General features: G+C 73.7%; 24 protein-coding genes. 11 read left to right on the plus strand and 13 right to left on the minus strand.

Annotated features, from left to right (window positions below):
• Positions 1-100 precede the first annotated feature (100 nt).
• Positions 101-706 (plus strand): MBL fold metallo-hydrolase, encoded by a 606-nt coding sequence (locus tag K4S16_RS41615; protein ID WP_200842425.1) that lies wholly within the window; start codon positions 101-103, stop codon positions 704-706.
• A gap of 78 nt (positions 707-784) precedes the next feature.
• Here the strand turns inward: K4S16_RS41615 and K4S16_RS41620 are convergent, their stop codons facing one another.
• Positions 785-2,017 (minus strand): acetyl-CoA hydrolase/transferase family protein, encoded by a 1,233-nt coding sequence (locus K4S16_RS41620; protein ID WP_149264625.1) that lies wholly within the window; start codon positions 2,015-2,017, stop codon positions 785-787.
• A gap of 196 nt (positions 2,018-2,213) precedes the next feature.
• On the opposite strand from K4S16_RS41620, the gene K4S16_RS41625 reads away from it, so the two are divergent.
• Positions 2,214-2,552 carry a VOC family protein gene (locus K4S16_RS41625; RefSeq protein WP_149264626.1) on the plus strand — a complete coding sequence of 113 codons (339 nt, stop codon included), beginning with the start codon at positions 2,214-2,216 and terminating at the stop codon, positions 2,550-2,552.
• A 228-nt stretch (positions 2,553-2,780) separates the two neighbouring features.
• Positions 2,781-3,878, plus strand: coding sequence for an NBR1-Ig-like domain-containing protein (locus K4S16_RS41630; protein WP_149264627.1), 1,098 nt, complete (start codon positions 2,781-2,783; stop codon positions 3,876-3,878).
• Positions 3,879-3,954: 76 nt separating this feature from the next.
• Here K4S16_RS41630 and K4S16_RS41635 read toward each other — a convergent pair whose 3' ends face one another.
• Positions 3,955-4,464, minus strand: coding sequence for an ROK family protein (locus K4S16_RS41635; protein WP_149264628.1), 510 nt, complete (start codon positions 4,462-4,464; stop codon positions 3,955-3,957).
• A 10-nt stretch (positions 4,465-4,474) separates the two neighbouring features.
• On the opposite strand from K4S16_RS41635, the gene K4S16_RS41640 reads away from it, so the two are divergent.
• Positions 4,475-4,660: a hypothetical protein gene (locus K4S16_RS41640; protein WP_149264629.1), complete on the plus strand. Its 186-nt coding sequence runs from the start codon at positions 4,475-4,477 to the stop codon at positions 4,658-4,660.
• Positions 4,661-4,666: 6 nt separating this feature from the next.
• Here the strand turns inward: K4S16_RS41640 and K4S16_RS41645 are convergent, their stop codons facing one another.
• Together K4S16_RS41645 and K4S16_RS41650 are read right to left on the minus strand one after the other, a co-directional pair.
• Entirely contained in the window at positions 4,667-5,488 is an 822-nt protein-coding gene (locus K4S16_RS41645) for an SAM-dependent methyltransferase (RefSeq protein WP_149264630.1), read from the minus strand.
• A 102-nt stretch (positions 5,489-5,590) separates the two neighbouring features.
• Positions 5,591-6,244 (minus strand): LysR family transcriptional regulator, encoded by a 654-nt coding sequence (locus K4S16_RS41650; protein ID WP_200842426.1) that lies wholly within the window; start codon positions 6,242-6,244, stop codon positions 5,591-5,593.
• 173 nt (positions 6,245-6,417) lie between these two features.
• Between K4S16_RS41650 and K4S16_RS41655 the strand changes: the two genes are divergently transcribed.
• The 3 genes from K4S16_RS41655 to K4S16_RS41665 all read left to right on the plus strand — a co-directional run bounded on the left by K4S16_RS41655 (position 6,418) and on the right by K4S16_RS41665 (position 9,470).
• On the plus strand, positions 6,418-6,924 hold the full coding sequence (locus K4S16_RS41655; RefSeq protein ID WP_149264631.1) for a hypothetical protein: 507 nt from the start codon (positions 6,418-6,420) through the stop codon (positions 6,922-6,924).
• Positions 6,925-7,127: 203 nt separating this feature from the next.
• The gene (locus tag K4S16_RS41660) at positions 7,128-7,889 is read left to right on the plus strand and encodes an SAM-dependent methyltransferase (RefSeq protein WP_268843308.1); all 762 of its coding nucleotides are present in this window, start codon (positions 7,128-7,130) and stop codon (positions 7,887-7,889) included.
• 54 nt (positions 7,890-7,943) lie between these two features.
• Entirely contained in the window at positions 7,944-9,470 is a 1,527-nt protein-coding gene (locus K4S16_RS41665) for a class I adenylate-forming enzyme family protein (RefSeq protein WP_149264633.1), read from the plus strand.
• A 45-nt stretch (positions 9,471-9,515) separates the two neighbouring features.
• On the opposite strand, the gene K4S16_RS41670 is transcribed toward K4S16_RS41665, so the two are convergent.
• Both K4S16_RS41670 and K4S16_RS41675 read right to left on the minus strand, forming a co-directional pair.
• Positions 9,516-10,079 (minus strand): hypothetical protein, encoded by a 564-nt coding sequence (locus tag K4S16_RS41670; RefSeq protein ID WP_149264634.1) that lies wholly within the window; start codon positions 10,077-10,079, stop codon positions 9,516-9,518.
• Complete coding sequence (locus K4S16_RS41675; protein ID WP_149264635.1) at positions 10,079-10,336, minus strand: hypothetical protein; 258 nt, start codon at positions 10,334-10,336, stop codon at positions 10,079-10,081. Before K4S16_RS41675 ends, K4S16_RS41670 begins: the two co-directional genes overlap by 1 nt.
• An 856-nt stretch (positions 10,337-11,192) precedes the next feature.
• Between K4S16_RS41675 and argG the strand changes: the two genes are divergently transcribed.
• Positions 11,193-12,641, plus strand: coding sequence for an argininosuccinate synthase (argG, locus tag K4S16_RS41680; protein ID WP_149264636.1), 1,449 nt, complete (start codon positions 11,193-11,195; stop codon positions 12,639-12,641).
• Between the two features lie 40 nt (positions 12,642-12,681).
• Here the strand turns inward: argG and K4S16_RS41685 are convergent, their stop codons facing one another.
• Positions 12,682-13,422 (minus strand): aquaporin, encoded by a 741-nt coding sequence (locus K4S16_RS41685; protein WP_149264637.1) that lies wholly within the window; start codon positions 13,420-13,422, stop codon positions 12,682-12,684.
• 111 nt (positions 13,423-13,533) lie between these two features.
• Positions 13,534-14,088, minus strand: a complete 555-nt coding sequence (locus tag K4S16_RS41690) for a hypothetical protein (RefSeq protein WP_149264638.1) — start codon at positions 14,086-14,088, stop codon at positions 13,534-13,536.
• 107 nt (positions 14,089-14,195) lie between these two features.
• On the opposite strand from K4S16_RS41690, the gene K4S16_RS41695 reads away from it, so the two are divergent.
• The gene (locus K4S16_RS41695) at positions 14,196-15,047 is read left to right on the plus strand and encodes a universal stress protein (RefSeq protein WP_149264639.1); all 852 of its coding nucleotides are present in this window, start codon (positions 14,196-14,198) and stop codon (positions 15,045-15,047) included.
• 7 nt (positions 15,048-15,054) lie between these two features.
• Here K4S16_RS41695 and K4S16_RS46670 read toward each other — a convergent pair whose 3' ends face one another.
• Positions 15,055-15,645 carry a TetR/AcrR family transcriptional regulator gene (locus tag K4S16_RS46670; RefSeq protein ID WP_200842427.1) on the minus strand — a complete coding sequence of 197 codons (591 nt, stop codon included), beginning with the start codon at positions 15,643-15,645 and terminating at the stop codon, positions 15,055-15,057.
• 93 nt (positions 15,646-15,738) lie between these two features.
• Between K4S16_RS46670 and K4S16_RS41705 the strand changes: the two genes are divergently transcribed.
• Complete coding sequence (locus K4S16_RS41705; RefSeq protein ID WP_149264640.1) at positions 15,739-16,398, plus strand: HAD family hydrolase; 660 nt, start codon at positions 15,739-15,741, stop codon at positions 16,396-16,398.
• Between the two features lie 6 nt (positions 16,399-16,404).
• Here the strand turns inward: K4S16_RS41705 and dmpG are convergent, their stop codons facing one another.
• Genes dmpG through K4S16_RS41720 form a run of 3 tightly spaced genes read right to left on the minus strand, consistent with a single transcriptional unit; the run spans position 16,405 to position 19,195 of the window.
• A complete protein-coding gene (dmpG, locus tag K4S16_RS41710) occupies positions 16,405-17,454 on the minus strand; it encodes a 4-hydroxy-2-oxovalerate aldolase (RefSeq protein WP_149264641.1) in 1,050 nt (349 codons plus the stop codon).
• A complete protein-coding gene (locus tag K4S16_RS41715; RefSeq protein ID WP_149264642.1) occupies positions 17,451-18,347 on the minus strand; it encodes an acetaldehyde dehydrogenase (acetylating) in 897 nt (298 codons plus the stop codon). Before K4S16_RS41715 ends, dmpG begins: the two co-directional genes overlap by 4 nt.
• A gap of 50 nt (positions 18,348-18,397) precedes the next feature.
• Positions 18,398-19,195 (minus strand): 2-keto-4-pentenoate hydratase, encoded by a 798-nt coding sequence (locus K4S16_RS41720; RefSeq protein ID WP_149264643.1) that lies wholly within the window; start codon positions 19,193-19,195, stop codon positions 18,398-18,400.
• 94 nt (positions 19,196-19,289) lie between these two features.
• Between K4S16_RS41720 and K4S16_RS41725 the strand changes: the two genes are divergently transcribed.
• Positions 19,290-20,036, plus strand: coding sequence for an IclR family transcriptional regulator (locus K4S16_RS41725; protein ID WP_149264644.1), 747 nt, complete (start codon positions 19,290-19,292; stop codon positions 20,034-20,036).
• A gap of 30 nt (positions 20,037-20,066) precedes the next feature.
• Here K4S16_RS41725 and K4S16_RS41730 read toward each other — a convergent pair whose 3' ends face one another.
• Positions 20,067-22,829: an FAD-binding and (Fe-S)-binding domain-containing protein gene (locus K4S16_RS41730; protein WP_149264673.1), complete on the minus strand. Its 2,763-nt coding sequence runs from the start codon at positions 22,827-22,829 to the stop codon at positions 20,067-20,069.
• Between the last annotated feature and the right edge of the window lie 268 nt (positions 22,830-23,097).

The following is a 23,097-nucleotide window of genomic DNA, read 5'->3' on the forward strand; positions in this document are numbered from 1 at the left end:
GCTCTGCCAATAGGGGCACGGCTTCATGCCGCCGCTTGATCACGGAGGGCTCGGCACCGGTGGACGGAGTAGATCGGCGCCGACGGGGGACGGGCGGGCCGTGGACCGGTTCCCGCGGTTCAGCCTGCTCGGGGTCGGGGCGATGAACTCGCCGCGCTTCCGTCCCGCCGGCCTGCTGGTCCGGCACGGCCCCGACCGCGTCATGCTGGACGGCGGCGGGGACGCGGTGCCGCCGGACCGGGTGGGGGCGTGGCTGGTGACCGACGACCGCGCCGAACTGATGCCGGACATCCGCCGCCGGTGCAGGAGCCTGGATCTGGAGCCCGCCGTCGCCCCGTTCCGCACCGCCGGAATCAGCATCGAGCCAGTGCCGGTGGTTCACACCTCCCACCCCGCCTACGGCTACCGGATCGAGGCCGGCGGCACCCGCACGGTCTGGGCGCCGGAGTTCTGGGAGTTCCCCGACTGGGCGGACGGCGCCGACCTGCTGTTCGCCGACGCGGCCGGATGGCGCCGCCCGATCCGCTTCGCCCGGGGAGTCGGCGGGCATGCGGCCGTCCTGGACACCGCCGAGCAGGCCCGCCGCCGCCGGGTGCGCCGCCTGGTGTTCGCCCATATCGGACGTCCCAGCATCCGCGCCATCGACGGCGGCGCGGTCCCGCCCTACGGGGAGTGGGGCGTCGAAGGCCGCACCTACCGTCCCTGACGAATCGGACCGGGAAGACACCGCCGTCTCGCAGGGAAGGAGGGCGTGCGAGCGCGGGCCGCCGCGCCGGGGTGAGGGTCAGCGCAGCGGGAAGCCGAGCTCCCGGCCCTGCTCGCGCAGCTCGTCGCGGGCGGAGGGGTGGGCGACGTTGTCGATGATCTGCTGCGCCTGGGAGGCGGCGTCCTTGCCCCAGACGGTGGCGGTGCCCTGCTCGCTGACGATGTAGCTGTGCTGGAACGAGGTGACCGGGCCGGTGACGCGCGGGATGACGGTCGAGACGTCCGCACGCGGATGCCAGGACGGCAGGGCGATGACGGCGTGCCCGCCGGGGGAGTGCAGAGCGCCGATGACGAAGTCGGTCTGCCCGCCGAAGCCGGAGTAGATCGCCCCGCGGACGCGGCTGGCGTTGGCCTGGGCGAACAGGTCGACCTGGAGCGCGGAGTTCACCGAGACCATGCGGGGCTGCCGGGCGATGAGGCTCGGGTCGTTGGTCTTCTCGGTGCGCAGCATCCGGATCCGCTCGTTGCGGTCGGCCCAGGCGTAGAGCTCCGGACCGCCGAACGCGAACGACGCGGTGATCGGGCTGCCGGCGTCGAGCGCCCCCGCCTTCTCCAGCGCCAGCACGCCGTCGCTGAACATCTCCGACCAGACGCGGAGCCCCCGCCGCTCGAGGAGCGAGGAGAGCACGGCGTCCGGGATGGCGCCGATGCCGAGCTGGAGGGTGGCGTCCTCCGGGACGAGCCGGGCGACCCGCCGGCCGATCTCGTGGGCGACCTCCCCGGGCGGCCGGGGGACCGGGGTGGCGAGCGGCTCGTCGTCCTCGATCGCCAGGTCGATCTCGTCGGTGGCCAGGACGGCGTCCCCGAACGTGTAGGGCATGCCGGGGTTGATCTGCGCGATGACCAGGCCGCCCCGCGCCCGGACGGCCTCGATGGCCGCGGGCAGGATGTTCACCTCGATCCCGAGCGAGACGGTCCCGCCGACCGGCGGGGAGGTCTGCACGATCACCACGTCCGGCGGCAGCGAGCCCTTCAGCAGGTTCGGCACCAGCGACAGCCGCGACGGGAAGTAGCGCAGGTTCGCGCGGCCGCGCATCCCGGCGCCGACGAAGGGCGTCTCCAGGTCCACGCCCTCGCGGTCCGGAAGGCCCGCCTGGGCGTTGAGCATGAACAGCCGGTACTCGCCCACCGCGGCGTCCACGATCCCGAGTGTCCGGCGCGGGGCGGCGAAGTTGCCGCCGGCCACGATCCGGGGCCGTCCCGGCAGCCCTGCGAGCACCCGTGCCAGATGCTCCTCCGAGACAACGCGCATCGAGATCCCTTTCCGAGAGGCGGACACTTCGCGACCGGGCCGAGGGAGGCCGCGTGGCCAGTCTGCCCGACCGTCCGGGATGGCACCGACCCGCCCGCCCGATCATGCCGGACGGACCGGCCGCCCGCCGGCGCGATGAGTTCGCGGCGCCACCGTGGTCGTATCCACGACGCATCGACGACGCGCGAGGAAAGACATGTCACTCGATCTGTTCGCAGGCATCCCCGTCACCGACTACGCGGCGGCGCGGCCGTGGTACGAGCGCTTCTTCGGCGGCGAGCCGTCCTTCCTGCCCAACGACGTCGAGGCCGTGTGGGAGGTGGCCGAGCACCGGTACGTCTACATCGTCCAGGACCCGGAGCGGGCGGGGAACGCCCTGGTGTTCTCGTTCGTGGACGATCTCGGCGACCGGGTGGCGGCGCTCGCCGAGCGGGGCATCACCCCGGCGGGGCGCGAGGAGTACGGCAACGGGGTGACCAAGGTGGTCTTCCGGGACGCGGAGGGCAACGAGATCAGTTTCGGCGGCTCCGGCTGACCCGCTCCCGCGCCGGGCCGCCCGGCCTCTTCGACGCCATTCCATAATCGCCGTTGCTTCGGCATTAACCCGGAGGCCATGGAAAAGGCGCCGGGTGATCAGCCCGGTCGGCGTTTCTAACACAGCCGCTTCGAAACGGCAAGCTACCCAGAACCCCGGGAGCCCGGTAATCTGCGGGCCACGCGACGGCGCCGTTGCGCCGATGCGCGGTAGACGAGGGAGCTGGACGTGTCGGGCGCACCGGGGAAGTCGCGAAAGGACCGCGCCCGCGCCATCGAGGGCTTCGCCGCCGAACTGCGGGCACTGCGCGCCTCGGCGGGCACGCCGTCGTTCCGCGAGATGGCGGGCCGCTCGCGGGCGATCTCCCACACCACCCTGCATGAGGCGGCCCAGGGCAACCGGCTTCCCAGCTGGGCGACGACGGTCGAGTTCGTCAAGACCTGCGGCGCCGACCCGGAGGCCTACCGCGAGCGCTGGGAGGCGGCGAACCGGCTGGTCCGCACGGCGGGCGCCGCGGGGCAGCAGCCGCTCACCGCCCCGGCACCGGCCGAACGGGGCGAGGCGGGCCCGGCCGGTCAGGAGCCCGCGCCGACCGGCGTGGCGGCGGCCCTCGACCCGGGCGACCCACGTGCGGGCGACCAGGGCACGCACGACCAGGAAGCGCCGGATCCGCATGCGCAGGACCGGGACGGGCCGCGCCAGAGCGGCGAGATCGTGCGCATCTCCGGCCCCGCGGTCCCGTACGTGGTCGAGCACGGGCCCGCTCAGAGGTTCGCGCGGTCGCGCCGCCGGTACGTCGCGCTGGGGGCCCTGGCCGCGGCCATCGCCGCTGCCGCCGTGATCGGGGACTCCCTCCTGCCGGACGCCACCGGCAACACCGCCGCCCGCCGGCCGGTCTCTTCCGCCGGCCCGGTGATCACCTCCTCCGACTGCCCCGTGAAGCAGCAGAACCCGCCGCAGAGCGCGCCCGCGCACGAGGGCGACCGCGCCGTGTTCGTCGCCGACGTCACCCTGCCCGACTGCACCCGCGTCCGCCGCGGCGCGAAGGCCGAGAAGGTGTGGCGCTTCAAGAACACCGGCGCCGTCGCCTGGCGCGGCTACTCCCTGCACCGCATCGACCTGCCGCAGCGCCGCGACCAGTGCCAGACGATCGTGGACGTCCCGGTCCCGGACACACCGCCCGGCGGGGTCGTCGACATCCGGACCCAGGTGACGGCCCCGCCCGGGCCGGCCTTCTGTTTCGTGCGCTTTAAAATGCTCGACGGCAATGGCGAAGTGGCATTCCCGGGCAACCGGCCGGTGAACTTCCAGCTGATCGTGGGATAGCCGCCGGCGGCAGTTCCGCATTTCCCGGGCGCCGGAGCCGCCGCGGGCCGCGTCCGGGCGTTTTCCGGCGCCCGGGTCATGCCCGGCCGTGCGGATCCACCGCCGGGATGCGGCGCCAGACCTCGTCGACGGCCAGGTGCAGGGCGCCGGTGAGGACGCGCAGGTGGCCGGCGAGGTCCACCGACGTCCAGCCGGGCACGCTCGGCGCCAGCAGGACGCGGCTCGCGCCGGGGTCGACGATGCCCGGCGGGGCGGCCACCACCCCGGCGATCTCGTCCGCGCCGAGACCGGCCTCCTGGAGGGCGAGCCCGATCACCTCGTCGGCGGCGCGCAGGAGGTGGCAGGCCTCGCTCAGCCCGGCCTCGCTCCGGCCGACGGGGCGTCGGACGGCCGCCAGGCGCCGGGCGGCGAGGTCGCCGACCCCCGCGCTGACCGTGTGCGGGCCGACGTCGAGCCCGAGCACGGGCGCGGGCGCGGCCGTGCAGGGAGACCCGGACGGTGGGGCGGCCGCCGTGCGGGACGCGGCCGCCGGGTCGTGCTGCTGGAGCCAGCCCGCCTCGACCAGGTCGTCCACCGCCTGCCCCACGGTGGGACAGGTGAGGCCGGGCGTCCACTGGTTCGGCATCGGCGGCCGCAACGGGCCCCGCCCCGCCGCCGACGCGGGCGACACCATGGCCACCGAGGCCCGGGCCCGCTACGTCCGGGTGGTGGGGACCGGCAACACCGCCAACCTCACCTTCCACCTCACCGAGGTGAGCGTCTACGGCACGCCGGTCGCGTGACCGGCGTCAGGGCTTGTGCCCGACGCCCCCGACGCTCCAGATCGGCCTGGACGTCTCGATGGTCTCGTGCTCGGGACGCCACATGGGGAGGTAGACGACACCGGGCTCGACCAGGTCCCAGCCGGAGAAGAGCCGCTCCACCTCGGCCCTGGTGCGGATGTTCGACCGGGGCGTGCCGCGGATCGCGTGGGTCTGCTGCTGGTAGAGGAAGGCGAGCCGCGCGGTGACCTCCGGGCACAGGTCGCTGACCGGATGCGAGATCGCCATGTAGCTGCCCGGGGCCATCAGGTCGCCCAGCCGCCCGACGCTCCGCGCCACCTCCTCGTCGTCGGGGATGGTGTAGAGGACGTGGAAGAACAGCAGCGCCGTCGGCTGGTCGAGGTCGATCAGGCGGCGCAGGGCCGGGTCGCCCGCGATCCCTTCGGCATCGCGCATGTCGGCCTCGACGACCGCGGTGCGGGGGTCCTTCCCCAGCAGGGCCTGGGCGTGGACGCGCACCACGGGGTCGTTGTCCACGTACACGACCCGGCAGTCGGGCGCCACCGCCTGGGCGATCTGGTGGACGCTTCCCTGCGTGGGCAGACCGGTCCCGATGTCCAGGAACTGGCGGATTCCCGCGGCCGCGAGGAACCGCACGACGCGGTCCAGGAACTTGCGGCCCTCCCGCGCCAGGACGGGCAGCTCCGGTGCCAGCTCGATCGCCTGGAGCGCCGCCTCCCGGTCGGCGGCGTAGTTGTCCTTGCCGCCGAGGTAGTAGTCGTGCATGCGGCTCTCGTTGGGCGCGGTCGGGTCGAACGCCTGAGGCTCGTGCCCTGCGGGGAAGGGCATGACTTCTCCATTCAGCTGACATCCGGCGGAGGACGCGCGGCCGCCGGAGGTAACCGCCACCGAAGCACTCAAGTTAGGGGCCTTCGCCGCGGTTGTCGATCGTCAGGGCCGCGCGGCGGCGCAGGCGGCGAGCATGAGCTGGTGCTGGTCGAACCGGTCCGGTGAGCCGATCCAGGGCTCGGCCGCCGCGTCGGCGAGCCGGGCCGCCCCGCCCGCGGCGAGCGGATGCCCGGCCGGGACGAGCAGGTCCTGCGGCTCGTCGAGCACCGGCCACTGCGCGAACCGCGCGTCGTCCGGGGCCGGGGTCTGCTCGCTGGGGACGACCACGGCGATGTCGCAGTGCCGGGCGAGGAGCAGGTGGGCGGCGTCCTCGCTCTCCTTCTCGCTCATGTGCACGGCGAGCGCCGGATGCTCCTCGCGGAGCCGCGGCGGCCGGCGCCACGAGCGCGGCGAGGGCGCTGGAGACGGCGCAGAACCGCACCTGCCGGCCGTCCCGGCGCGGTGGCCGGCGAGGTCGGCGCGGGCACGCTCCCACTGCGCGGCCAGGACGTCGGCGTGCCGCAGCACCGTGTGCGCCGCGGCGGTGAGCCGCACCCGCCGCCCCTGCGCCTCCAGCAGGTCGACGCCGAGGTCGCGGGCGAGCTGCCGGAGCTGCTGCGACACCGTCGAGGGCGTCAGGTGCAGCGCGTCGGCGGTCGCGGTGACCGTGCCCCGCTCCCGCAGCACGCGCAGGGTCTCCAGGCGATGGTCGATCATGCGGCGACCGGAGGTGCTGGTCGCGGGCCTCGGCCTCGCGCTGCTCTCCGCCGTCATCCCGTGGTCGCTGGACATGGCGGCGCTGCGCAAAAGGATTGATCTTGGTTTCGGATCGTCCGTAAGGTCGTTCGTGATCAAGGAGAGCCTCGCGGCTTCTCCGGACAGGAGGGCAAGTGAAGCAGCGGATGGGCCGGGTGCTGGCCACGGGGCTGGCGGCGACGTCGCTGGCCGGTCTCGGCACGCTGACGCTGGCGGGACCCGCGAACGCGACCGACACCCAGTGCGCGACGAGTTCGAAGGAGTACCCGACCAACGGCTTCAACGCCGACGTCACGGTGAAGCTCTGCATCTACCGCAACTGGGGCGGCTCGGGAGGCGGCGACAGCTACAAGTGGGCGACCGCCGAGGTCAGCTGGGGCGACTCGGGGGCGGGCAAGTTCGAGAACTTCGACGTCCAGGTCCGGATCGAGCAGAACGACTCCGACGTCAAGACCAGGACCTGCGACTTCACCTCGGAGATCAACGGCAGCTCCTCCGGCTCGCGCACCTGTCGGCTGCCGAGTTCCGGCTCCTACCTGAACATCAGCGGGAACACCGCCGACGGGCACGTCGTCGCCAACGTCAACGACGACGGCCAGGGGGACCAGACCTGGGGTCTGCAGGGCACCCCCAAGCTCTGACCCCCGGCGAGGGGAGGCCGCGGCCGGACCGCCGGGCCGGGGCCTCCCGCCGTCCGACCGAATCGTGATCGGTTGTTCGTGTGGACCGGTCCGATGGAGCGATCGCAGACCATAGAGTGGCGTGTGAAGATCAGCATGGGGCTGTCCGCGAGGGAGGCACGGTGGCAGGCGAGGGGTTTGGGCCAGGCGGATTCGACCCGAGCGTGCCGAACATCGCTCGCATGTACGACTACTACCTCGGCGGCAAGGACCACTACGAGGCCGACCGCCTCCGCGCCGAGGAGGCCAAGGCCGCCGACCCCACCCTGACCACCCTGATCAAGGAGAACCGGGCGTTCATGGGCCGCGCCGTCCGGTACATGGCCGAGCAGGGCATCGACCAGTTCCTCGACATCGGCACCGGGCTGCCCACCCAGCAGAACGTCCACCAGATCGCGCAGGCGGTGAACCCCGCCGCCCGCGTCGCCTACGTCGACTACGACGGCCAGGTGGTCGCGCACGGCCGGGCCATCCTCGCCGACTCGCCCGGAACCCGGATGGTCCAGGCCGACATCCGCCGGCCCCGCGAGATCCTGGAGCACCCCGAGATCACCCGGCTGCTGGACCTGCGGAAGCCGGTCGCGCTGCTGACGATCGCGACCCTGCACTTCATCCCGGACGAGGACGACCCGCCCGGCATCATGGCCGAGCTGCGCGACGCCCTCGCTCCCGGCAGCCACATGGCGATCACCCACGCCTCCGCCGACGGCGTGCCCGAGATCGTGGCGAAGGTCGTGGAGGTCTACAAGAGGACGAACGCGCCCGGCACGCCGCGGACCCGCGAGCAGGTGACGGGGCTGTTCGGCGACTTCGACCTGGTCGACCCCGGCCTGGTGTGGGCGCCGCTGTGGCGGCCCGAGCGTCCGGTCGCGCTCGAGGAGGCCCTGCCGATCTGGTTCTACGCCGGAGTCGGCCGCAAGCTCTGAGGTGTGTGCACGACCGCTCCCTGATGAGATGCCACCGGGACGAGGGAAGGCGACATGCGTGCAGTGACGGTCGGAGGGGCGCTGGAGGCCGCGGCGACGCGGGACGAGGCGTTCCTCCACGACGGCGACCACACCATCACGTTCACCGGGTTCGACGAGCTGACCGACCGGGTCGCGGCCGGGCTGCTGGCCCGCGGCGTCGGCCGGGGCGACCGCGTCGGCCTGCTCGGCCCCAACACCGCGCAGTGGCTGGCGGCGTTCTTCGGCGCGGCCCGGATCGGCGCCGTCGTCGTCCCGCTCAACGTCCGCTACCGGGAGCGGGAGCTGTCCCACATGCTCGGCCAGAGCGGCGCCCGGCTGGTCATCAGCGTCGACGCCGTGCCCGACTTCGACTTCGCCGCCTACTTCGAGTCGTCCGGGATCCCCGCCGTGTACTTCGGTGCGGGCTTCGACGCCCTGGCCTCCGCCCCGGCCCCCGAGTCCCTCCCCGCGGCCCGCGCCGCGGTGGCTCCGGACGACCCGCTGATGATCCTCTACACGTCCGGGACCACGGGACGCCCCAAGGGCGCGGTCATCACCCACCGCAGCATCCTGGCCTCCGCCTCGGCCCAGGCCGACCACTTCGGAATGGCGGACGACGACGTCCTGCTCGGGCACCTCCCGTTCAACCACGTCGGCGGCATCACCTGCACGATCATGGCGGCGCTGGTCAGCGGGGGATCGGTCGCGCTCCTGCCCGCGTTCTCGCCGGACGCCGCCCTGCGCGCGATCGAGCGGCACCGGGTGACGTTCCTCGGCGCCGTCCCGACGATGTACGTGCTGATGCTCGGCCGCCCCGACTTCGCCGAGCACGACGTCTCGTCCGTGCGGCTGTGCATGGCGGGCGGCTCCAACGTGGAGCCCGCGCTCGCCGACGCGATCCGGCGCGGCTTCCCCGGCGCGCCGCTCTACGGCCTGTACGGCCTGTCGGAGTCGTCGGGCGCCTGCGTGCTGTCGCCGATGGACGACGACCCCGAGACGGTCTCCCGGACTCTCGGGGCGGTCATCGGCGACTTCGAGGCCCGCGTGACGGCGCCCGACGGCACCGTCCTCCCGCCGGGCGAGACCGGCGAGCTCCAGATCCGCGGCGCCTGCGTCGCCGCCGGATACTGGGACATGCCGGACGAGACCGCGGAGGTCTTCCTCCCGGACGGCTGGCTCGCCACCGGGGACATGGTCGAGATGGAGCCCGACGGGCACCTGGTCCTGCGCGGGCGCAAGAAGGAGATGTACATCCAGGGCGGCTTCAACGTCTACCCGGTCGAGATCGAGAACGTCCTGACCGCCCACCCGAAGGTCGCGATGGCCGCGGGCATCGGGGTCCCCGACGCGGTCCTGGGCGAGGTCGGGCGCTTCTACGTCGTCCCACGCCCGGACGCCGAGCCGCCCACCGCCGAGGAACTGACCGCCTACTGCCGGGACCGCCTGGCCGACTACAAGGTCCCGCGCCAGTTCGTCATCACCCGGGACGTCCCCCTGACCCCCGTAGGCAAGATCCATAAGGCCCTCCTCAAGGACGGCGACCAGCCCGCCCCGAAGTGAGCCCGGGCGCCGGGGAGGGAACGGCCTCCCCGGCCGCCCGGAGGGCTACGGGAGCGCGTGGGCGGCGATCGTCTCGGCGAGGGCCTCCGAAGCGGGCGCGTTGACGAGCCTCCACCGCGCGGCGCCGGGGATGAGGGCCCACCACTCCTTGGTGTGGGCGCCCCACCAGCAGATGACCCCGAAGCGCGCGTGGAGGTCGGCGATCGTTCTCGTGCGGGACGGGTCGGGGTCGGGCGGCGGGGCCGGGAGCGCGACGCCGTTCCGCACCGGGCGGCGCGCCCGGCGGGCGAGCGCGGCCGTCACGAAGGGCGTGAGGATCCGGGTGACCTGCCCGGCCGCGCCGGCCGGGTCCGTGTGCGGGCCCAGCTCCTCTCCGGTGCTGGACCGGTAGCACCAGAGGTCCGGCGCCGCCCCGGGGACGAGCGCGATGCTCTCGCCGAACCCCGGGACGGCCGGGTCGAAGACGCGCAGGAACGGGCGCGTCCCCTCGTAGCGCGGCACGGCCTCCCAGCCCTCCCGGACCACTTCCCGTGCGAGCCGGTCGAGATGGTCCGTGATGGAGGACGCCGAGGCGCCGGTAGGGAGATGCTTCGGTTCGATCCATCCCATTACCGGCGCCCCCGGCTGCCGCGTAGGGGCGTCGGCCGGCAGGCTGCGCGGCTGAGCTCGTTGGTGAGCACCTTGCGGAGTTCGTCCGCGGTGGTGCATATAACGGTCGGGTCAATGCCGGCCTTCGGGTCGTGCAGCGTGGCGACCCAGTCGCCGAGCTTTCCGTCGTAGCGCGTCGCGCGCCAGATCCGGTGGCCCTGGAAGTCCTCGCGGAGACGGGCTAACGCCTGGTCAGCGGGGTTGACGGGCGTGTCCATGATCAGTTTTGGCTTCCGTTGGTGGTTGCTCTGCGTTACCGATCCTAATCTTCCCGTGGCCGGGTCGACTTTTGGAAGAGCGGGGAGCCCGGCAGATGGAAAGCTCTCGGCAGCGTTAGAAAACACTTCGCTTCCGGACCGCCCGGGTTCTCCGTGCCCGCCGCCCCGCAATCCCGGGGTTCCGCCGCCTCTCGACTGCTTTGGCGGGTAACGCCTGGTTGCCGGACGGGCCGCATCTCGTCTCCTTCCGTTCCGTGCAATCCGGAGTAACTGGACAATTCTCGCTCGGGCTCGGCGGGCCGGGGGCCGGCCGAGTGGGACCGGACTCGGACGGTCCGCGGCGGGACGCGTCCTCCGCTCGTGCGGCCGGTCGTCGTCAGCGCCATGAACCAGGGAACGCGAGGCCGCGCGGAATGGAAAATCATCGGCCACAAGCGGCCATTCGTCGATGGCGGATCGCCATATTACGGTCATTCCAATTCCGGGTCGTGCAACTTGCGCGGTAATTGCCGGTGCCATGGTCACTGATAATCAAGCCGCCGTGTCGCCTCCGCATCTCGGAAGGGCGAATGTGTGACGAATAGAGCATTGTGCATTCAAGTTCAAAGCGGTGCGGTTCGGTACTACTCGGCGTCCCGCATTCCGACCGCCCTCCTGGGCGGTCGTGAAGTCCTGGGCGCCGAATGCCTCGAGCCCGGGACCGGGCGCGGCGCCTGCGGCGCGCGGTCGCACGGCGCCTTCGAGGCCCAGCCGATGCGACCGGGCCGTGCGGGGCGGTGAACGACTTCCCCCGTCCCGGACCTGTGGAAGCGCGGCGGCGTTGCATGTTCATGCAGGAGCGTGCATACTTGTGCTCATGTCCAAAGTGCTGACCTCCCTGCCCGTCGGTGAGCGCGTCGGGATCGCCTTCTCCGGCGGCCTCGACACTTCGGTGGCCGTCGCGTGGATGCGCGACAAGGGCGCGGTCCCGTGCGCCTACACCGCCGACATCGGGCAGTACGACGAGCCCGACATCGCCTCGGTGCCCGGCCGCGCCGCCAAGTACGGGGCGGAGGTCGCGCGCCTGGTCGACTGCCGGGCCGCCCTCGTGGAGGAGGGGCTCGCCGCGCTGGCGTGCGGCGCGTTCCACATCCGGTCCGGCGGCCGCAGCTACTTCAACACCACGCCGCTCGGGCGGGCCGTGACGGGGACCCTCCTGGTCCGCGCGATGCTGGAGGACGACGTCCAGATCTGGGGCGACGGCTCGACGTTCAAGGGCAACGACATCGAGCGGTTCTACCGGTACGGGCTGCTGGCCAACCCGTCCCTGCTGGTCTACAAGCCCTGGCTGGACGGCGACTTCGTCAGCGAGCTCGGCGGCCGCACGGAGATGTCGGAATGGCTGCTCGAGCGCGGCCTGCCCTACCGGGACAGCGCGGAGAAGGCCTACTCCACCGACGCCAACATCTGGGGCGCCACCCACGAGGCCAAGGCGCTGGAGCACCTCGACGCCGGCATCGAGACCGTCGAGCCGATCATGGGCGTCCGGTTCTGGGACCCCCAGGTGGAGATCCCCGCCGAGGACGTCACGATCGGCTTCGAGCAGGGCCGCCCGGTCACGATCAACGGCAAGGAGTTCGGGTCCGCCGTCGACCTGGTGCTGGAGGCCAACGCCATCGGCGGGCGGCACGGCCTCGGCATGTCCGACCAGATCGAGAACCGCGTCATCGAGGCCAAGAGCCGCGGCATCTACGAGGCGCCCGGCATGGCGCTGCTGCACGCGGCCTACGAGCGGCTCGTCAACGCGATCCACAACGAGGACACCCTCGCCACCTACCACAGCGAGGGGCGGCGGCTCGGCCGGCTCATGTACGAGGGGCGCTGGCTCGACCCCCAGGCCCTGATGCTGCGCGAGTCCCTGCAGCGCTGGGTCGGGACGGCCGTCACCGGCGAGGTCACCCTGCGGCTGCGGCGCGGCGAGGACTACTCCATCCTCGACACGTCCGGGCCGGCGTTCAGCTACCACCCCGACAAGCTGTCCATGGAGCGCACCGAGGACTCCGCCTTCGGCCCCGTGGACCGGATCGGGCAGCTGACCATGCGCAACCTCGACATCGCCGACTCCCGCGCCAAGCTGGAGCAGTACGCCGGGCTCGGCATGGTCGGCAGCTCGCACCCGCGCCTGATCGGCGCGGCGCAGGCGGCCTCCACCGGGCTGATCGGCGCGATGCCGGCGGGCGGCGCCGAGATGATCGCCTCCCGCGGCAAGGACTCCGGGGACGCCGAGGTCCTGGACCGCGCCGCCATGGAGTCCGGCACCGACTGAGCCGCGCCCCGCTCTGCCTGTTGAACCGCCTGCCGCCGGGCTAGGGGGTCTCCTCGACGGGCGGGAGCGGGGTCTCCTTCTCCGGCGGACCGACGAAGCTGTGCAGCGCCGCGGCCACCACGGACCCCACCAGGGGCGCGACGATGAACAGCCACACCTGCGACAGGGCCGTCCCGCCCAGGACGACGGCGGGGCCGAGGCTGCGGGCCGGGTTGACCGACGTCCCCGTGATCGGGATGCCGATGAGGTGGACGGTCGTGAGGGCGAGCCCGATGCCGACCCCGGCGACGGACGGGATGGCCGCCGTGCTCGTCATGGACAGCACGATGAACACGAACAGGGCGGTCAGCACGACCTCCGTGAGGAACGCGCCGCCCATGTCGATGCGGATGAGGCTGGCGGCGCCCCACCCGTCCGCGCCGAGGCCGGTCACGGAGCGCTCGTAGAGCGGCGAGCCGGAGAAGGTCGCCCAGAGGAGCAGCGCGCCCAGGATGCCGCCGACGAACTGGGCGATCCAGTAGCCGACGGCGTCGACCGGCGGGATCCGGCGGGCGAGCAGCACGCCCAGAGTGACGGCCGGGTTGATGTGGCACCCCGAGATCGGCCCGATCGCGTAGACCAGGACCAGCAGCACCAGGCCGAAGGCCAGCGCCGTCGCGACGACGCCCGCCGCGAGGCTCCGGCCGGCGACGCCGAAGCCGAACGACAGCGTCGCGACGCCCACCGCGAAGTAGACCAGGAGCAGCGTGCCCACGAGCTCCGCCGCGATCCTCCTGAACACGGCCTCCCCTTTCCCCCGAGGTCAGATGCCCTCGGCCTACCCCCGGGAGCGGTGAAGATCGTCTCGGAGCGGTCGCCGTGACCCGGAAATGGGGGCCGCTTGGGGAACGGATCAGGCGTGCTGGGCCAGGCTCGTCCAGCTCTCGTCCCAGAGGGCGTCGCGGCGGCGGTCGCAGCGGCGGCGGACGAGGAAGTAGCCGGCCAGCAGGGGGATCCCCGTGGCGGCGGCCGCCGCGGCCGCGGCCACGGCGGTGGTGGCGACGGTGGCGGCGCGGGTCTGCGGGTGCCGGACCGGGTTGCCCGCGGCGTCCACCCAGATCCGCTGCCCCATGCCCGGCCTGACGGACTTGTCGGCCGGGACGACGGTGGTCCGCGTCCGGCCGTCGACGGACGTCCAGGCCAGCTCGGCGTAGGTGTGGCGCACGCCGGCGCCGCCCTCGGACTCCGTGTGGGTGATCTGTGCCGTGATGCGGTGGACGTTCCGGTGCTCGGCCCGGACGCCGCTGCGGTAGGCGTCGGCGGCCAGGAGCACGGACGCGGGCGGGGCGAGCACCGTGAACAGCAGCACGGCGGCGACCCCGGCCGCCCGCTGGCGGCGGTCGACCCCGCGTCGCAGATCGTTGCGGTCGAACCCGAAACGGCGACGAACCCGTCCAAGCCTTGTCATTGCCTCCTCCTTCGCCCGTGACAGTAATCGCTTCCGAAAGCGGACGGGTACGCGCCTCTTCTTGTGCGCGCGGCGAGCGCGCAGACTGGCAGGAGGAGGGCAGGCACATGGAGGGCGTGGAAAGGGACGGGCGAGCGCACGTCCTGTTCGGTTACGACGGGACGGCGGAGAACGACACGGCGCTGCGCTGGGCGATCGAGGAGGCCCGGCTGCGCGGCGTCGACCTGGTGCTGTGCCACTGCTGGCACTGGCCCTACCCGGAGGAGCACCGGGACCCGCGCGCCGAGGCGGTCATGATGCGGGCGGGGCGGAACCTCCTGGAGCGCGGCAGGCGCCGGGCCCGGGAGCTGGGGGCGACCGGCACGGTGCGCGGCCGCCTCGTCCGCGGCCCGGCCCGGGAGGCGCTGCTGCACGAGTCCCGCGATGCGGAGCTGATGGTGGTCGGGGCGCCCGAGCGGCTGGAGGAGGGCGCGGCGGCGCTGGAGCTCGCGGCGGGGGCGTCCCGCCCGCTGGTCGTCGTCAAGGACGGCGCGGGCCCGCGGCGGGTCGTGGCGGGCGCCGACGGGTCGACGTGGTGCGACCCGGCACTCGGCTTCGCCGCCGCGGAGGCGGCGCTGCGCCGCTGGGAGCTGCGCGTGCTGTACGCCTGCTGGGAGCCCGCCGCCGTCGACGCGGCCGAGCTGGCGCTGTTCCACGACCGGGAGCTGCTGGAGAAGACGCGCGCCGCCGAGCTGGAGGCGGCCGTCGCGCCGTGGCGCGAGCGGTACCCGGAGCTCGACATCCGGGTCTCGCTGCTGCTGGAGCGCCCCCTGCAGGCGCTGTTCGACGCGGCGGACGACGCCGGCCTGCTGGTGCTCGGCGACCGGGGCGCCGGGATCGCCCCGCTCGGCACGACCAGCACGGCGATCCTCCGAGAGGCCCGCAGGGCCGTCGCGATCGTCCCTGCGCGGCACGACTGAGCGGCGGTCAGCGGTCGGCGACCAGGGCCTCGGTCGCGTGCAGGGCCGGGTCGGCCGGCAGGTCGGGATCGATGATCAGCTGGAGCAGCAGGCCGTCCAGCACGGCGGTGAAGAGCATGGCGGTGCCCTCGCGGCGCTCGGCGGGCCAGCCGGGGCGCAGATGCTCCAGCCGCGCGGCGACGCGGGCCCGCACGTCCCGGGCCCAGTCCCGCCGCTCGGCGCCCATCCGCGGGTCGCGCAGCGCGCGGACCAGCAGTTCGGCGGTGAGCCTGAGGTTGCGCTCGCCGGCGAGCATGGCCAGGACGCGCTCGCGCAGCACCCGCAGTGCGGCCGCCGCGTCCGGTGCGGCGACCAGCGCGTCCACCACCGGGTCGACGATCGTCTCGCTGGCCCGCTGCGCGACGGCGACGTGCAGGCCCGGCAGCCCGTTGAAGTAGTGGTGGAGCAGCCCCGGCCGGATCCGGGCCCGGTCCGCGACCGCCCGGGCGGTCAGCGCGGCCCAGCCGCCCTCGGCGAGCAGGTCGAGCCCGATCCCCACGAGCTGCTCCCGGCGTGCCAGGCCGCGGGGTGTGGACGCGCGGGGCTCCTCGTGGGTCATCACGCCACGCTATCCCAACGCTTGCACCGTGCAACCGATCGAGATCGGCGCGGGCCCCGATTCCCCGGGGGCGCAGGGGGTAGGGGCCGCTGCATGATCGATGCGGTGCTCTTCGACGTCGACGGCACGCTGGTCGACACCAACTACCTGCACGCCGCCACCTGGTGGCAGGCGTTCCTCCAGCACGGGCACACCGTCCCCATGGCGGACGTTCACCGGGCGATCGGCATGGGCTCGGACAAGCTGCTCGACCACCTGCTCCCGGAGGACCGGGACCCGGACGCCGACGACGGCATCCGCACCGCGCACACGGCCCTGTACGCGCAGTACTGGTCGCGGCTGCGGGCGTTCGACGGCGCCGCCGACCTGCTGCGGGCCTGCGCCGGGCGGGGGAGCCGCGTCGTGCTGGCCAGCTCCGCGGCCGCGCCCGAGCTGAAGGCGCTGCGGGCGGCGCTGGACGCCGACGACGCGATCGACGAGGCCACCTCCGGCTCGGAGGTGGAGGCGACCAAGCCGGCACCCGACCTCGTCCAGCTCGCCCTGGAGCGCGCCGGGGTGCCCGCCGCGAAGGCCGTGTTCGTCGGCGACACCCGCTGGGACGTCGAGGCGGCCCAGCGCGCGGGCATGTCGTGCGTGTGCGTGCTCACCGGCGGCTGGAGCCGCGCCGAGCTGGAGGAGGCGGGCGCGGCGGCCGTCTACGACGACCCCCGCGCCCTGCTGGACGACCTGGACCGCAGCCCCCTCGCGGTATGACCCTCGCTAGGCCTTGCGGTCCCGCTCGGCGGCGAGCTGGAGCGCCACGTCGATGATCATGTCCTCCTGGCCGCCCACGTAGCCGGCCTCGCCGACCTTCTGCAGGATCTCGTGCGCCGGGACGCCGTAGCGCTCGGCGGCCCGCTCGGCGTGCAGCAGGAAGCTGGAGTACACGCCCGCGTACCCCTGCGTGATCGCGCCCCGGTCGGCGAACGGCAGCCGGTGCAGGAACGGCTTCACCACGTCGTCCGCCGCCGCCATCGCGCCCTGCACGTCCACGCCGGTCGGGACGCCGAGCCGCTCGAACGTCGCGACCAGCACCTCGGTGGGGGAGTTGCCCGCGCCCGCGCCGAGCGCGCACAGCGCCCCGTCGATCTGCCGCGCGCCGTTCTGCTGCGCCAGGACGGAGTTGGCGACGCCGAGCGAGAGGTTCTGGTGGCCGTGGAAGCCGACCTGCGCCTCGTGCCCGATTTCCTTGACCAGCGCGCTGATCCGCTCCTGCGCCTCGCCGAGGACGAGGGCGCCCGCGGAGTCGACGACGTAGACGCACTGCGCGCCGCCGTCCACCATGATCCGGGCCTGCCGCGCCAGCTCCTGCGGCCCCACCCGGTGCGACAGCATGAGGAACCCGACGGTCTCCATGCCGAGGTCGCGGGCGGCGGCGAAGTGCTGCAGCGACACGTCGGCCTCGGTGCAGTGGGTGGCGACCCGGGCGACGGACGCGCCCGCGTCGTGCGCCATCTTCAGGTCGTTGACCGTGCCGAGCCCCGGCAGCAGCAGGACGGCGATCTTGGCCCGGGTCGCTTCGTCCACGGCGGCGGCGACGAGCTTGACGTCGTCCTCCAGCGAGAAGCCGTAGTTGAAGGACGACCCGCCGAGGCCGTCGCCGTGGGTGACCTCGATGACCTCGACGCCCGCGGCGTCCAGGGCGTGCACGACGCCGCGGACCTGCTCCTCGGTGAAGCGGTGCGCCATCGCGTGGCTGCCGTCCCGCAGCGTCGAGTCGGTGATCCGGATCTTCTCGCTGACGTCGCTCACCTGGTTCGCTTCACTCATGAGGAGGCCTTCCTGCGCGCGAGCTGCTCGCCGACCCTGGCGGCGGCCGCGGTCATGATGTCGAGGTTGCCGGCCCACGGCGGCAGGTAGTCGCCGTTGCCGCGGACCTCAAGGAACACCGCGACGCGGGCCATCCCGTTCCAGATGTCGCGGGGCTCGTCGAACTGCGGCTCGGCCCGCAGCGTGTAGCCGGGGACGTAGGCGGCGACCTCCGCGACCATCTTCTCGACCGACTCCGCGATCGCCTTGGTGTCGGCGTCGGACGGGATCGCGCAGAACACCGTGTCCCGCATGATCATCGGTGGGTCCACCGGGTTCAGGATGATGATCGCCTTGCCCCGCCCGGCGCCGCCGACCTGCTCGATCGCGCGGGCCGTGGTCTCGGTGAACTCGTCGATGTTCGCGCGGGTGCCGGGACCGGCCGACCGGGACGCGATCGAGGCGACGATCTCCGCGTACGGCACCGGCACCACCGACGACACCGCGTGCACGATCGGGATCGTCGCCTGCCCGCCGCAGGTGATCATGTTGAGGTTGGGGGCGTCCGAGAGCGAGTCCAGGTTCACCGGCGGGCACACGAGGGGGCCCGTCGCGGCCGGCGTGAGGTCGATCGCCGTGATCCCCGCCTCCTCGTAGCGGGGCGCGTTGGCCAGGTGCGCCTTCGCCGACGTCGCCTCGAACACGATGTCGGGCAGCGTGGGCTGCTTCAGCAGCCAGTCCACGCCCTCCGCCGACGCCGGGACGCCCATCTTGCGGGCGCGCTCCAGGCCGTCGGACTCCGGCACCACCCCGACCATCGAGTGGACGTCGATCAGTTCGCTGCGCTGGAGCTTGACCAGCAGGTCGGTGCCGATGTTCCCCGGCCCGACGATCGCCGCCGTCAACCTGCTCATGCCTGTTCCCTGCGAGGGGGCGACCCCCCGCGCCCCCCGGGTCGCTTCGCTCATGCCTGACCCTCCTCTCCGAACCGGGCGGTCACAGAACCGATCCCGGCGAACGTCGCCGTCAGTGTCTCCCCAGGCGCGACCGGTACGGCCGCGGTGATCGAGCCGGGCAGCACCACGTGCCCGGCCTCCAGGCTCACGCCGCGCTCGCCGAGGACGTTGGCCAGCCAGACCAGCGCGTTGATCGGCGAGCCGAGGACCGCGCCGCCCGCGCCGGTGTCGATCAGGTCGCCGTCGCGGCGCAGCAGGCAGCCCATCAGCGACAGGTCCTGGTCGTCCAGCCGCACCGGGCGGGTGCCGAGCACGACGCCGCCGCTGGAGGCGTTGTCCGCGATCGTGTCCGGGAGAGTGATCTTCCAGTCCGCGATGCGGGAGTCGATGACCTCCAGCGCGGGCAGCACGTACTCGACGGCCGCGACCGCGTCGGCCGCGGTGGCGCCGGGCCCTGCCAGCGGGCGGCCCAGCACGAACGCGATCTCCGGCTCGATCCGGGGCTGCAGGAAGCGGCCGGTGTCGATGGGGGCGCTCTCCGGCAGGAACATCGTGTCCAGCAGGACGCCGAAGTCCGGCTGGTCCACGCCCATCTGGCGCTGCATCGCGGCCGAGGTCAGCCCGACCTTGTGGCCCTTGATCCGCGCGCCGGCGGCCTTCCACGCCTCGACCTGGGCGAGCTGGACCGCGTAGGCGTCGGCCACCGACATGTCCGGATGGTCCTTCGTCAGCGGCGAGATGGGAGTGCCGGTGGCGTACGCGTCGAGCAGCGCGGCCGCGGCCTTCTCCACGGAACCCGGGTCCATGGGGCCGTCCTTTCGTCGTATGGGCAGGCCGAGCCTCTCCCGCCGGGGGCACCGCGGGCAACGCGCCCGTCCCGCGTGGTGGGACACTTCTTCCATGCCGCCCGTCCCGTCCGAGGAGAGCTTCCTGCGCCGCGTCGTCGCGGTACTGTCGGCGTTCCGGCCGGAGGACGACGGCCTCGGCGCCGCCGAGCTCGCCCGCCGCAGCGGCCTGCCGAAGTCGACCGCGCACCGCATCGCCCTCGACCTGGTGGACGCCGGGCTGCTGGAGCGTCGCGGCACGCGGGTGCGGCTCGGGCTGCGGCTGTTCGAGATCGGGCAGCGGGTGCCGCGCCAGCGGGTGCTGCGGGACGCCGCCGTCCCGTACATGTCGGACCTGCGGGAGGCGACCCGCCAGACCGTCCACCTCGCGGTGCTGGAAGGCCGCGAGGTCGTGTACGTGGAGATCCTCGGCTCCTCCGGCGGGCCGCGGCTGCCGTCGCAGGTGGGCGGGCGGCTGCCCGCGCACGTGACCGGGGTGGGCAAGGCGATCCTCGCGTTCTCCCCGCCGGACGTGGTGAAGCGCGTGCTGGAGTCCGATCTCGTCAAGGCGAGCGAGCGCAGCGTGACCGCGCCGGGGCTGCTCGCCCGGGAGCTGGAGACGATCCGGCGCGAGGGCGTCGCCTACGACCGGGAGGAGTCGGGCCGCGGGATCGTCTGCGCCGCCAGCCCCGTCCTCGGCCCTGACGGCCTGGTCCTCGGCGCCCTGTCGGTGTCGGGCTGGGCGACCCGGATGCGGCTCGCCGCGGTCGCCCCGGCCGTCCACACCGCCGCCCTGACACTGTCGCGCACCCTGGGCGGTTAGGCCGACCGGACGGCCGGGCGCGCCGGGCGGTCAGCGCTCCGGCAGGCGGCGGGCCAGCAGCTGGGCGAGGTGCTCGCCGTCGCGGTGCGCCAGCTCGCGGAGCTGCGTGCGGCAGCTGAACCCGTCGGCCAGGACCACGCCGTCGTCCCCGGTCCTGCGGACGGCCGGGAGCAGCTGCTGCTCGGCGACGGCGACCGACACCTCGTGGTGCCCCTGCTCGACGCCGAAGTTGCCCGCCAGCCCGCAGCAGTTGCCGAGGCGTTCGACGTCGGCGCCCGCCTCCCTCAGCAGGTCGGCGTCCTTCGCCCAGCCCATGACGGCGTGGTGGTGGCAGTGCGGCTGCGCGATCCCGGTGACGCCGGACAGGTCGGGCGGCGTCCAGTCCGGGGTCTCGGCGAGCAGCTCGGCCAGGGTCCGGGTCGCGGCGGCCACCTCGCGCGCGGCGGCCGCGTCCACCCCCCTCAGCAGCTCCTCGGCGTCGGACCGCAGCACCCCGGTGCAGGACGGCTCCATGCCGACGACCCTGGCGCCGCGCCGGACGTGGGGGAGCAGCGCCCGCACGGTGCGCCGCGCCTGCGCCCGCGCGCCGTCCAGCTGCCCGGTCGAGATCCACGTGATCCCGCAGCACACGGGCCGCTCGGTCACCGTGACGCGGTACCCGGCGTGCTCCAGCACCCGCACGGTCGCCCGGCCGACCTCCGGGGAGAAGGCGTCGGTGAAGCTGTCCACGAACAGGACGACGTCGCCGTTGCGGCCCTCGGGGCTGCGGTGGGAGGCGAACCAGCGCCGGAACGTCACGGGCGCGAGCGCGGGGAGCGTCCGCCGCCGGTCGATGCCGGCGCCCCAGGCGAGCAGCGGCCTCAGCGCCCGCGACCGCAGCGCCGCGTTCACCGCCCTGATCGTCGCGGGCGCCCGGGCGGCGAGCCGCGTCCAGCGGGGGAGCAGGCCGAGCGCGTAGTGGGAGCGCGGCCGGATCCGCCCCCGGTACCGCCGGTGCAGCGCCTCCGCCTTGTAGGAGGCCATGTCGACGCCGGTCGGGCAGTCGGAGGCGCAGCCCTTGCACGCCAGGCACAGGTCGAGGACGTCGTGCAGGGCCTCGGAGCGCCAGCCGTCCGGGCCGAGCTTGCCGCTGACGACCTCCTGCAGGACCCGGGCCCGCCCGCGCGTGGAGTCCTTCTCCTCGCGGGTCGCGAGGTAGGACGGGCACATCACGCCGCCCGCGCCGGTGTTGTCGGCGCGGCATTTGCCCACGCCGGTGCAGCGGTGCACCGCTCGGGACAGGTCGCCGCGGTCGTCCCGGTAGGCGAGAGCGAGGCCCCGGTCGAGCGGGATCGTCTGCACGGCGCGCACATCGGCGTCCACGGCCGCCGGACGGACGATGATGCCGGGGTTGAGCAGGTCGTCGGGGTCGAAGACGTCCTTGACGGCCGAGCACAGCGCCAGCGCCTCGGCCGAGTACATGTGCGGCAGCAGCTCGCTGCGCGCCCGCCCGTCGCCGTGCTCGCCGGACATGGTGCCGCCGTGCCGGGCCGCCAGCGAGGCCGCGTCGTTCAGGAAGTCGCGGAAGACGCGCGTCCCGTCGGCCCGCCCGAACGGGAAGTCGATCCGGACGTGGATGCACCCGTCGCCGAAGTGCCCGTACGGGACGCCGAACAGGTCGTAGCCGGCCAGCAGCGCCTCGAACTCCCGCAGGTAGGCGCCGAGACGCTCGGGCAGGACGGCCGCGTCCTCCCACCCGGCGTGGGCCTGCTCGCCGGCGGGCGTGCGCGCGACGAGCCCGGATCCGTCCTCGCGGATCCGCCACAGCGCGTCGGCCAGCGCCATGTCCTCGACGAGCGCCGAGTCGGCGCAGCCGGACGCGGCGACGATCTCGCGGGCCGTGGAGCGCAGCGCCCCGGTCTCGGGCCCGGCCAGCTCCACCAGCAGCCAGCCGGAGCCGGACGGCAGCGGCGGGACCGCGCCCGCGCCCCGCCGCTCCCGCACGACGTTCACGATCCGCGAGTCCAGGCCCTCGCACGCGACCGGGCCGTGCGGCAGGATCGCCGGGACGGCGTCGGCCGCCTCGGCCATCGACCCGTACCCGAGCACCACCAGCGCCCGGTGCGCGGGCTCCCGGACCATCCGCACCCGTGCCGCGAGCGTCAGCGCGAGGGTCCCCTCGCTGCCGACCAGCGCCCGGGCGACGTCGAACCCCTTCTCCGGCAGGAGGTGCTCCAGGGAGTATCCGGAGACCTGCCGCCCGAACCGCCCGAACTCCGTCCGGACGAGGGCCAGGTTCTCGCCCACCAGGCCGCGCAGCCGCTCCAGCAGCACGCTGTCCGCGCGCGCCCCCGGCACGTCGCCCAGCCGGAGCCGCTCCCCGGATCCGGTGACGACGTCGAGGCCGAGCACGTTGTCGCTCGTCCGCCCGTAGCCGAGCGCCCGCGACCCGCACGCGTTGTTGCCGATCATCCCGCCGAGCGTGGCCCGCGTCCGGGTCGAGGGATCGGGCCCGAACCGGAGCCCGTGCCCGGCCGCTTGCCGGTGCAGGTCCGCCTGCACGATGCCGGGCTCGACCAGCGCCGTGCCCGCCTCGGGGTCGATCTCCAGCACCCGGTTCAGGTGCCGGCTCACGTCGACGACGACCCCCGGCCCGACCGCGTTCCCCGCGATGGACGTCCCGGCGCCCCGCATCGTGAGCGGTACCCCGGCGTCCCGGCAGACCGCCAGCACGGCCGGCAGTTCCTCGGCCTCACGGGGCGTCACCACGACCTTCGGCGGCACCCGGTACAGCGAGGCGTCCGAGGAGTACATGGAGCGCGCGAGCGCCGAGTCGTCCACCCCGCTGACCCCGGCCGCCCGCAGCGCCTCCACCAGTTCGCCGTGCTCACGATGGTCGGTCACGGTGACAACGGTAGGTCATCGCGGGCGCCGCCGGTCGCCGGGCTCCCGCGTCCTCGCGGGGCCTTTGTCGGGACCAAGGTCCCTACCGCGCGTCACCGCGCTCCACGAGGGTGAAGCGGCGGAAACCGATCATGGTTATCCGCGTGACGCGAGGGGAAGGCCCCCCGAAATCGGGCTG

Source organism: Actinomadura sp. K4S16, assembly GCF_008327685.1.
Lineage (GTDB): Bacteria > Actinomycetota > Actinomycetes > Streptosporangiales > Streptosporangiaceae > Spirillospora.